We start from the raw sequence: 616 nt of genomic DNA, 5'->3' as shown, positions 1-616 counted from the left end.
GGCACGCGCCGGCAACCGTTCGTAGCGCCGCCGACGAGACGACCGGCAGCATCGCAGAGGCTGGTGTCTTGCCCGTACTGCGCTCGCTCGTCCCGGCAGTGGACTATTCGCTCTCGCGGCTAGCCCAACAGATCACCGTGGCCGCGCAGACCGCACCCGGCCCGGTGGTCCTGAGGGTGTGGCACGGCACCGGGCCGGACCTGAACCGGTGTGAGGCCTGGACCCTCCGGACCGGCCGGTGGGTACGGCACTCGCCGATCCCGTCCGGCGTCGGGACCACGATGCGTGCCATCGAATCCGCCGCGCTGGAGGCGGGCTTGCCCTTTCCCCGCGGGGATGAAGGGCGACGTCGCGCCCAGTGGCGCAGCGTCACCTCCGGTAACGGGCCGGCTGGGTTCGAACTCCCCGTCACCAACCCTCAGCCAGCTCTCTAGTCGACAGTTCGAGGAAAGGCGACATGACCACGCTGGTGAGCAGATCCGCACTCGACACCGCCCTGACGGTCATCGTGGTATGGGTCCCGTCCGGCAGCTCCACGACAATCGAACGCTCGGCGGAGTCGCTGCGTGCGGCGGCGCAGGCGCGGGGAATCGACCCGGTCGACGACGTCGTAGAC

1 pseudogene is annotated in these 616 nt (G+C 69.8%); it reads left to right on the top strand.

From position 1 onward, the window contains the following. Positions 1 to 434, top strand: a pseudogene (locus ACYVJ0_RS13650) (hypothetical protein); the annotation flags it as partial. Positions 435 to 616 lie beyond the last annotated feature (182 nt).

This window comes from Microbacterium petrolearium, assembly GCF_054782875.1.
This window is presented reverse-complemented; position numbering and strand designations above follow the sequence as displayed.